Source organism: Streptomyces tricolor (genome assembly GCF_002155905.1).
In the GTDB taxonomy this organism is placed as follows: domain Bacteria; phylum Actinomycetota; class Actinomycetes; order Streptomycetales; family Streptomycetaceae; genus Streptomyces; species Streptomyces tricolor.
Genome location: NZ_MUMF01000049.1, coordinates 1 through 10,755, shown reverse-complemented (window position 1 = coordinate 10,755; position 10,755 = coordinate 1). Strand labels below are relative to the sequence as shown.

At 76.6% G+C, this 10,755-nt stretch carries 1 pseudogene; it reads left to right on the top strand.

Going from position 1 to position 10,755, the window contains the following annotated elements:
- Window positions 1-10,458: pseudogene (locus CCN44_RS04115) on the top strand (amino acid adenylation domain-containing protein); the annotation flags it as partial.
- Window positions 10,459-10,755 lie beyond the last annotated feature (297 nt).

Genomic DNA, 10,755 nt, shown 5'->3' with positions numbered 1-10,755 from the left:
CTCGACGACGCCCGGCCCGCCCTCGTGCTCGCCACCCGGGAGACCGCCGCCGCCCTGCCCGCGGACTGCGAACCGCTGCTCCTGGAGGACTGCGCCGACCCGGCCGTGCCCGACACGGACGTCACCGACGCCGACCGGCCCCGGCCGCTGCTGCCGGACCATCCCGCGTACGTCATCTACACCTCCGGTTCCACCGGCCGCCCCAAGGGGGTCGTGGTCACCCACCGCACGGTCGCCGCGCTGGCCGCGTGGGCGGCGGAGCGGTTCGGGGCCGAGGGCCTGGCCCATGTGATCGCCTCCACCTCCCTCAACTTCGACGTCTCCGTCTTCGAACTGCTCTGCCCGCTCACGGCCGGCGGCACCGTCGAGGTGGTCGCCGACCTGCCGGCCCTCGCCGACGGCACCGGCCCCCGGCGGGCGGGGCTGCTCAGCGGAGTGCCGTCCGTCGTCTCCCGGCTGATCGCGGGCGGTACGGCACCCGTGACCGCGGACACCGTCGTCCTCGCCGGTGAGGCCCTGCCCGCGCAGACGGTGCACGAGCTGCGCGCCGCCCTGCCCGGCTGCCGGATCGCCAACATCTACGGGCCCACCGAGGCCACCGTGTACGCCACCGCCTGGTTCGCCGGCGACCGGCTGCCCGAGCAGGCCCCGCCCATCGGCGGGCCCGTGGCACTCACCCGGGCCTACGTCCTGGACTCCGCCCTGCGGCCCCAACCCGTCGGGGTCACCGGCGAGTTGTACCTCGGGGGCGGCGGGCTGGCCCGCGGCTATCTGAACCGGCCCGGGCTGACCGCCGCCCGGTTCGTCGCCGATCCGTTCGGCGCGCCGGGGGAGCGCATGTACCGCACCGGTGACCTGGTGCGCCGCCGTGCCGACGGCGGGCTGGAGTACGTCGGCCGGATCGACCAGCAGGTGAAGGTGCGCGGCTTCCGCATCGAGCTGGGCGAGGTGGAGGAGGCGCTGCGCCGCTGCGTGGACGTGGCCGAGGCCGCGGCCACCGCCACCACCGACGCCGACGGCCACCGCCGCCTGGCCGGCTACGTCGTCCCCGCCCCCGGCCGGCGGGTCGAACCCGAGGCCGTACGCCGCGAACTCGGCCGTACGCTGCCCGACTACATGGTGCCGTCGACCGTCCTCGTGCTGGACGGCCTGCCGCTCAGCCCGAACGGCAAGCTGGACCGCGGCCGGCTCCCCGACCCGGGACCCGCCGTGCGCGCGGTACGGCATGTCGCGCCCCGCACGCCCACGGAGCGCGCCCTCGCCGCGATCTGGGCCGAGGTGCTGCGCGTGGCCCGCATCGGCGTGGACGACAACTTCTTCGAACTCGGCGGCGACTCCATCCTGAGCATCCAGGTGGTGGCCCGCGCCCGGCAGGAGGGCCTGCCGCTGACCTCCCGGGACGTCTACCGGCACCAGACGGTCGCCGCCCTCGCCCGCTGCGCGGACGCCGCCCGGGGCCCCCGCGAGGCCGCCCCCGCACCGGACGCTCCCACCGGCACCGCACCCCTGACCCCCATCCAGCGCTGGTTCCTCGGCGCCTCGGCCGAGCACGCCGGCCACTACGCGCAGGCGCTGTCCGTGGAGGTGCCCGACGACCTGGACGCGGCGGCGCTGGAGGACGCGCTGAACGACCTGGTCGCCCACCACGACGCCCTGCGGTCCCGCTTCGCCGCCGACGACACGGCCCCCGGGGTCCGCTGGCACATCGAGGAACGGGCGCCCCGCGTCCTGCTGGCCCGCCACACCGGCCCGGACGCGGACACCCCCCACTTCGGCCCCTTCGACCTGGCCCGGGGACCGCTGCTGCGGGCCGTACTCCACGGCCGGGGCGCCGGCCGGCCCCCCGTCCTGCACCTCGCCGTGCACCACCTGGTGGTCGACGGCGTGTCCTGGCGGGTGCTGCTGGAGGACCTGGACCGCGCCTACCGGGCCCGCCGCGCCGGTGAGGACGGCGCGGCGGCACTGCCCGCCAAGTCCTCGCCGCTGCGCGCCTGGGCGCGCCGGCTCGACGCCCACGCGGCGGCCGGCGGCTTCGACGACGAACGCGCGTACTGGGCCCGGGCGGTCCCGGAGACCGCACCCGCGGTGGCGGGGGAGGACCCCGGCACCTACGCCGCGCAGCGCGCGGTCACCGTGCGCCTGACCCCCGAGGTCACCTCGGCCCTGCTGCGCACCCTGCCCGACACCTACCGCACCCGGGCCAACGACGTCCTGCTCAGCGCCCTCGGCCGGGCCCTGTGCGCCGGCACCGGCCAGGACCGGGTCGTGGTCGACGTCGAGGGGCACGGCCGCGAGGAACTCTTCCCCGAGCTGGACCTCAGCCGCACGGTCGGCTGGTTCACCACCCGGTACCCGGTCGCGCTCGCCGTCCCGGAGGACGCCGGCTGGGACGCCGTACTGAAGCAGGTCAAGGAGCAGCTGCGCGCCGTACCCCGGCACGGCCTGGGCCACGACGCCCTGCGCCACCTCGCCGACCCCCCGGCCCCGCCTACCCCGGCCGCGCGGATCAGCTTCAACTACCTGGGCCGCATGGGCCTGCCGGAGGACCCGGACGGTCTCTACCGGGGCACGGTCCGCCCGCTGGAGCTGGACGCCGACCCGGCGGCCCAGCGCCCGCACGCCCTGGAGATCGTCGGCCGGCTGGACGGCGACAGCCTGGAGTTCACCTGGTTCCACGCGGACCGGCCGCAGCACGAGGGCACGGCCCGGGACCTGGCCCGGCGGTTCGCCGACGCGCTCGCCGACCTGGCCCGGCACGCCGCCCGCCCGGACGCCGCCGGACGCACCCCGTCCGACTTCCCGCTGGCCGGGCTCGACCAGGCAGCCGTGGACCGGATCACGGGCGCGGACCCGGCGGCGGTGGCGGACGTGTACCCGCTCACGCCCACCCAGGCGGGCATGCTCTTCCACGGCCTGTCCCAGGACGACCGCGGGGTCTACTTCCAGCAGCTGACGTTCGTCCTGGACGGCGTCCCGGACCCGGAGGCCCTCGCCGCCGCCTGGCAGCACGTCACCGACCGCACCGAGGTGCTGCGCGGCCGGGTCGTCTGGCAGGACGTGCCCGAGCCGCTGCTGGTCGTGCAGCGGCACGCGGCCGTGCCGGTCACCCACCTGGACTGGCGCGAGCTGACGGAGACCGAGCGCCGCGCCCGGCTGGACGACGTACTGGCCCGCGACCGCGCGACCGGCCTCGACCTCGGACGGGCCCCGCTGCAGCGCCTGCTCCTCGCCCGCGTCTCCGACACCGCGGTCCGCGTGGTGTGGTCCTTCCACCATCTGCTCCTGGACGGCTGGAGCCTGTTCCAGGTGCTGTCGGACGTCTTCGCCCACCACGCCGGCACCGGCCCCGGCGCCCTCCCGGACCGCCCGCCCTACGGCGACTACGTGGCCTGGCTGCGCCAGCGCGACCAGGCCGCCGCCGAACACCACTGGCGCCGCCGCCTGTCCGGCCTGACCGAGGCCACCCCGCTGCCGTACGACCTGGAGCCGCGCGAGGCGCACCGCGCCGAGTCCACGCACGCGGTCCGGGCCACCCTGCCCGCGGCCACCAGCCGGGCGCTGGAGGAGCTGGCCCGGACCTCCGGCCTGACCCTGAACACCCTCGTGCAGGGCGCCTGGGCGCTGCTGCTGGCCCGGCAGGCCGGCCGGGACGAGGTGGTGTTCGGCACCACCGTCTCCGGACGGCCGCCCGAGCTGCCCGGCGCCGACACCATGACCGGCCTGTTCATCACCACCCTGCCCACCCGGGTCGCCGTCCCGGACCACGGCACCCTGCTCGACTGGCTGCGCGCCCTCCAGCACGACCAGAGCGAGGACCGGCGCTTCGACCACCTGCCGCTCACCCGGATCCGGACCTGCGCCGAACTGCCCGAGCGGGTCGCCCTGTTCGACAGCATCGTCGTCTTCGAGAACTACCCGGTGGACGACGACCTCGCCGCCGCCCACGGACTGCGCCTGAGCGGCCTGGAGGGCGTCGAGACCACCAACTACCCGCTCAGCCTCACCGCCTACCCGGGCACCGGGCTGGCGCTGCGCCTCGGCTACGACCCCGAGCTGTTCGACGCAGGCACCGCCGAGCGGATGGCCGAGTACCTCACCGCCCTGCTCGCCGGGATGCCCGCCGGCGCCGGCCGCCCGCCCGCCCGGCTGCCGCTGCTCGGCCCGGACCGCCGCGAGCAGGTGCTGCGCGCCTGGAACGACACCGCCACCGACCTGCCCGACACCACCGTCGCGGACCTCTTCGCCGCGCAGGTCCGCCGCACCCCCGACGCCGTGGCCCTCCAGGCCGGCGACGACCGTCTCACCTACCGCGAACTCGACGCACGCGCCGAGCGGTTGGCGGCGCGCCTGGCCGGGCTCGGGGTGCGTCCGGAACGCCCCGTCGGGGTGCTCATGGAGCGTTCCGCGCAGCTGATCGTCGCGCAGCTGGCGCTCGTCCGCACCGGCGGGGTGTACGTGCCGCTGGACGGCCGGGCACCGGCCGAACGGCTGCGCCGCATGCTCACCGAGGCCGGCGCCGGCCTGCTGCTCACCGACGCCGGCTGGGAGGAGACCGCGCGGCAGGTGCTGCCCGGCGACGGCGTCCTGCGCGCCGACGACACCGCCGGGGCCGACGGACCGCCGCCCGCTCCCGCTACCCCCGCCGTCCACCCCGACAACGTCCAGTACCTGATGTTCACCTCGGGCTCCACCGGCACCCCCAAGGGCGTCGCCGTGCGCCAGCGGGACGTCGCCGCCCTCGCCCTGGACCGGGCCTTCGCCGGGCACGACCGGGTCCTCGTGCACTCGCCGCACGCCTTCGACGCGGCCACCTACGAGGTGTGGGTGCCGCTGCTGCGGGGCGGCACGGCCGTGCTCGCCCCGCCGGCCGGCCTGGACGCCGCCCAGGTCCGGCGCGCCGTCACCGAGCAGGGCGTGACCTGCCTGTGGCTGACCGCCGGGCTGTTCCGCCTGCTGGCCCAGGAGGACCCCGGCTGCCTGCGCGGCGCCCGCGAGGTGTGGACGGGCGGCGAGGCCGTACCGGGCGCGGTCGTACGCCGGGTGCTGGACGCCTGCCCCGGACTGACCGTCGTGGACGGCTACGGCCCCACCGAGACCACCACCTTCGCCACCCGCCGCGTCTTCCGCGCCGGCGACCCGCTGCCCGCCGTACTGCCCATCGGCCGCCCGCTCGACAACACCCGCGTGTACGTCCTGGACACCGCCCTCCAGCCCCAGCCGCCGGGCATCCCCGGCGAGCTGTACATCGCCGGCGCGGGACTGGCCCGGGGCTACGCGGGCCGGCCCGGGGCGAGCGCCGCCCGCTATGTCGCCGACCCCTTCGGGCCGCCCGGCACCCGCATGTACCGCACCGGCGACATCGTGCGCTGGAGCCCCGACGGCGAGCTGGAGTTCGTCGGCCGCGCGGACGACCAGATCAAGATCCGCGGCTTCCGCGTCGAACCCGCCGAGATCGAGGCCCGGCTCACCGCCCACCCCGGCATCGCCGAAGCCGTCGTCTCCCTCTACGAGGACGCCGGACGCAAGCGGCTCGCCGCCCACGTCGTACCCGCCGCCGGGGCCGCGGTGCCGTCCGCCGCCGGGCTGCGCGACCACCTGGCGGCCGGACTGCCCGACTACATGCTGCCCGCCGCGTTCGTCACCGTGCCCGAGCTGCCGCTGACCGCCAACGGCAAGGTCGACCGGCGGCGGCTGCCCGCCCCCGACTGGTCGGCGGGCGGCGAGCGGACCCAACGCGCCCCGCGCACCGAGACGGAACGGACCCTCGCCGGGATCTGGGCCGAACTGCTCGGCGTCGAACGGGTCGGCGTCGACGACAACTTCTTCATGCTGGGCGGCGATTCCATCCTCAGCATCCAGGTCGTCTCCCGCGCCCGCGCGGCCGGACTCACCCTCACCCCCCGCGACCTCTTCCGCCATCCCACCGTGGCCGGCCTGGCCGCGGCCACCACCGGCGCCGCGCCCGCCGTCGCCGGCACCGAACCGGTCGCCGGGGCGGCGGACCTCACCCCGATCCAGCACTGGTTCCTGGACCCGCGGCCGGCCCACGCCGGATTCTTCAACCAGTCCGTCGTGATCGAGACGGCCGGCCCGGTGGACGAGGACGCCCTGCGCCGCGCCCTCACCGCCCTGTGGACCCACCACGACGCCCTGCGCGCCCGGTTCCTCCCCGCCGGTGACGGCGGCCGGCGCCAGGACATCGCCGCCGCCGACGGCCCGGTCCCCGACCTGCTCCGGGTCCACGCCCCGCAGGACGAGGAACGCGTCACCGCCGCGACCCACGCCGGACTCGACCTGGAGACCGGCCCGTTGGTCACCGCCCGGCTGTTCACGGCCGACGGCACCCGGCCCGCCCGGCTGCTGCTCGTCGCCCACCACCTGGTGGTCGACGGCGTCTCCTGGCGGATCCTGCTGGAGGACCTGGAGACCGCCTACCGGCAGGCCGTGTCCGGCGAGCCCGTACGGCTGCCCGCCCGCACCACCTCCGTCCGGGAGTGGGCCCGCCGGCTGCGCGACCACGCCGGCATCTTCGCCGGCCGACTGGACCACTGGGAGCGGGCCGCCCGGCACTGCGCCGACCCGCTCCCCGTGGACGGCGACGGCGGCACCACCATGGCCGACGTCCGCGAGGTGACCGTCCGCCTGGACCGCGACCGCACCGACGGCCTCCTGCGCCGCGTCCCCGGCGTCTACCGCACCCGCGTCGACGACGTCCTGCTCACCGCGCTCGGCCGGGTCCTCGCCGACTGGACCGGACGCGACACCGTCGCCGTCGGCCTGGAGGGGCACGGCCGCGAGGACCAGCTGTTCGAGGACGTCGACCTGTCCCGCACGGTCGGCTGGTTCACCTCCCTCTTCCCGGTCGCCCTGACCGTCCCGGCGGGCGACTGGGGCACCGCCCTGAAGTCGGTGAAGGAGCAGCTGAGGGCCGTACCCGACCGGGGACTCGGCTACGGCGTGCTGCGCCACCTCGCCCGCCACGCGACGCTCACCGGCGCGCCCGCACCCGGCATCAGCTTCAACTACCTGGGCCGGTTCGACTGGTCACCCGACGGCGGCGCCCTGATCGCGGCGGTGCCCGGCGGCCTGGGCGGCGCGGAGGCACCCGGCACCGAACGGGCGCACCTGCTGGACGTCGTGGCCCGGGTGGCGGACGACCGGCTGGAGATCACCTGGTACTACGGCGCCGGACGGCACCGCGAGGAGACCGTCACCGCGCTCGCCGAGGGCATGCTGCGGGCCCTGAGCGACATCGTCGCCCACTGCGCCCGCCCCGGCGCGGGCGGCCGCACCCCGTCGGACTTCCCGCTGGCCCGCCTGGACCAGGCCGCCGTGGACCGGATCGCCGGGGACGGCCGGGAGATCGCGGACGTCTACCCGCTGACCCCGATGCAGGCGGGCATGCTCTTCCACAGCCTGCTCGACCCGGCCGGCCGCACCTACGTCAACCAGGTGCAGCTGGTGCTGTCCGGCGTCACCGACCCGCACGCGCTCGCCGAGGCGTGGCAGCACACCGCCGACGCCAACCCGGTGCTGCGCACCCACCTGGTGTGGCAGGAGACCCCGGAGCCGCTCCAGGTCGTCCGGCACCGGGCCACCGTGCCCGTCACCCACCTCGACTGGTCCGGCCGGCCCGCCGAGCACGGGGCGCGCGAACTGGACCGGCTGCTTGCCGAGGACCGGCAGGCCGGCATCGACCTGGGCGCGGCGCCCCTGATGCGGCTCACGCTGATCCGGCTGGACCCGGACCGGGTGCGCCTGCTGTGGACCTTCCACCACGTCCTGCTCGACGGCTGGAGCGCGGCCCAGCTCTTCGACGAGGTGTGCGAGCGGTACGCGGCCCGCACCCGCGGGCGCCGCCCGCAGGTGACCGAGCGCAGGCCCTTCGCCGACTATCTGCGCTGGCTGGCCGGGCGGGACACCGACCGGGCCGAACGGTACTGGCGGGAGACCCTCGCCGGCTTCCAGGCGCCCACCGAACTGCCCCGGGACCGACGGCCCGCCGAGGCCCACCGCGCCTCCTCCTCCGGATCGGTGCGGATGACCCTCGGACCGGACGTCTCGGCGCGGCTGCGGGAGACCGCCCAGAGCGCGGGGCTCACCCTGAACACCGTCCTCCAGGGCGCGTGGGCGCTGCTGCTGTCCCGGTACGGCGGCGGGGACGACGTGGTGTTCGGCACGACCGTCTCCGGGCGGCCCGCCGAACTGCCGGGCGTCACCTCGATGATGGGCCTGTTCATCAACACCCTGCCCACCCGGGTCCGCGTCGACGGGGAGCGCCTCCTGCCGGACTGGCTGCGGGAGCTGCAGGCCGCCCAGTCCGAGGCCCGGCGCCACGACTTCGTCTCGCTGGCCCAGGTGCAGTCGTGGAGCGACGTACCGGGCGGCACCGCCCTGTTCGACTCGCTCGTGGTCTTCGAGAACTACCCGTTCGACGCGGGGGCGTTGGCCCGGCACGGCCTCGCCATGGAACAGGAGCGGGACCTTCAGCCCACGAACTACCCGCTCAGCGTGGTCGTCGCCCCCGGGGACACCCTGACGGTGAACCTGGACTACGACCCGGCCGCCTTCGACGCGACGACGGTGGAAGCGCTCGGCGAGAGCCTGCGCACCCTGCTGACCGGCATGGCCACCGACCCGGACCGCCGCCTGGCCGACCTGCCGCTGCTGGCTCCCGACGCGGGGCGGGCGCTGGTGGACCGGTTCGGCGGGCCGGTGGCCGAGGCCCCGCACGACACCCTGCCCGAGGCGTTCCGGCGGCAGGCCGAGCGCACCCCCGACGCCCCGGCCGTCCGCCACGGCGACACCAGCCTCACCTACCGCGAACTCGACACCCGCTCCAGCCGGATGGCCCGGCTGCTCATCGCCGCCGGCGCCGGGCCCGAGCGCTTCGTCGCGCTCTGCCTGCCCCGCACCGCCGACCTCGTCGTGGCCCTCCTCGCGGTGCTCAAGAGCGGCGCCGGCTATCTGCCGGTCGACCCCCAGTACCCGGCCGAGCGCGTCGCGTTCCTCTTCGAGGACGTACGGCCCGACGCCGTGATCACCGCCACGGAGACCGCCGGCCGGCTGCCGAAGGGCCCGTTCACCCGGATCCTGCTGGATCAGGACCCGGGCGACGAGGTGCCGGACACCCCGGTCGGCGACGGCGAACGGCGCGGCCCCCTGCTGCCCGGCCACCCCGCCTACGTCATCCACACCTCCGGCTCGACCGGCCGTCCCAAGGGAGTCGTCGTCAGCCACGCGTCCGTGCTGGCCCTGACCGACTGGGCGGCGGCCGAGTTCGCCGGCCGGGGCCTGGCGCACGTGATCGCCTCCACCTCGCTCAACTTCGACGTGTCGGTCTTCGAGATCTTCTCTCCGCTGCTCTCCGGCGGCTGCGTGGAGGTCGTCCGCGACCTGCTGGCCCTCGCCGAGCGCCCCGGACCCTGGCGGGCCGGACTGCTCAGCGCGGTGCCCTCGGCCCTGGACCGGCTGCTCGCCGAGGACGCCGTGCGGATCACCGCCGACACCGTCGTCCTCGCGGGGGAGGGGCTGCCCGCCCGGACCGTGCGCCGGGTGCGCGCGGCCGTCCCCGGCAGCCAGGTCCGCAACATCTACGGGCCCACCGAGGCCACCGTCTACGCCACCGCGTTCGCCTGCGACCCGGCCGACCCCGACCGCGACCCGCCGATCGGCCGGCCGCTCGGCGGCGCCCGTGCCTACGTCCTGGACGAGCGGATGCGGCCGGTGCCCGTCGGCGCGCCCGGCGAGCTGTTCCTCGCCGGGACCGGCGTCGCCCGCGGCTACCTGCGCCGCCCCGGCCTCACCGCGGGCCGCTTCCTGCCCGACCCGTTCGGCCCGCCCGGCAGCCGCATGTACCGCACCGGCGACCTGGTCCGCTGGACGGCCGACGGTGACCTCGTCTACCTCGGCCGCGGGGACGACCAGGTCAAGGTGCGGGGTTTCCGCATCGAACTCGGCGAGGTGGAGGCCGCGCTGGCCCGCCACCCGGCCGTGGCGGCGGCAGCGGCCCGCGTACTCGAACAGGACGGCCACCGCCGCCTGATCGCGTACGCGGTACCCCGCACGCAGGCCCTGCCGGCCCCCGCCGACGACGCGCCGGCCCGGCCGGCCCCGGTGCCTCGTCCGGTCGGCTCGCCGGACCCGGCCGAAGCCGGGGTGCCCCGGCCGGCCACGCTGCCCGCCGCGGCCGATCTGCCGGACCCCTTCGACCCCGAGACACCCGGTTCCGCCGGTTCGCCGGATTCCGTCGGCCCTGTGGCGCCCGGATCGGCCGCTTCGCCGGATTCCGCCGACCCCGCGGCACCCCGCTCGCTCGATCGTCCGGTCTCCGCCGACGCCACGCCGCCCGGCCCGGCCGCTCTGTTGGACCCCGCCGAGCTGCGGGCCTTCCTCGCCCGTGGCCTGCCCGACCATCTGGTGCCCGCGCTCGTCGTTCCGCTGGAGCGGCTGCCGCTCGGTGCGACCGGCAAGCTCGACCGGCGGGCGCTGCCCGTACCGCGGTGGGCCGCGCCGGCCGGCGGCGCAGCCGGCCGGCCGCCCCGCGGCGAGGCGGAACAGATCCTCGCGGCGATCTGGTCCGAGGTGCTCGGCGTGCCCGAAGTCGGCGCCGACGACAACTACTTCACGCTCGGCGGCGAGTTCGGCGAGGGTCTGGTGGGTGAACAGGTGCCGGGGGGTCAGGGCGAGCCCGGCCCGGCGGGCGGCGGAGACGATCCGGATGCCGAGGACGGAGTCGCCGCCGAGCGTGAAGTA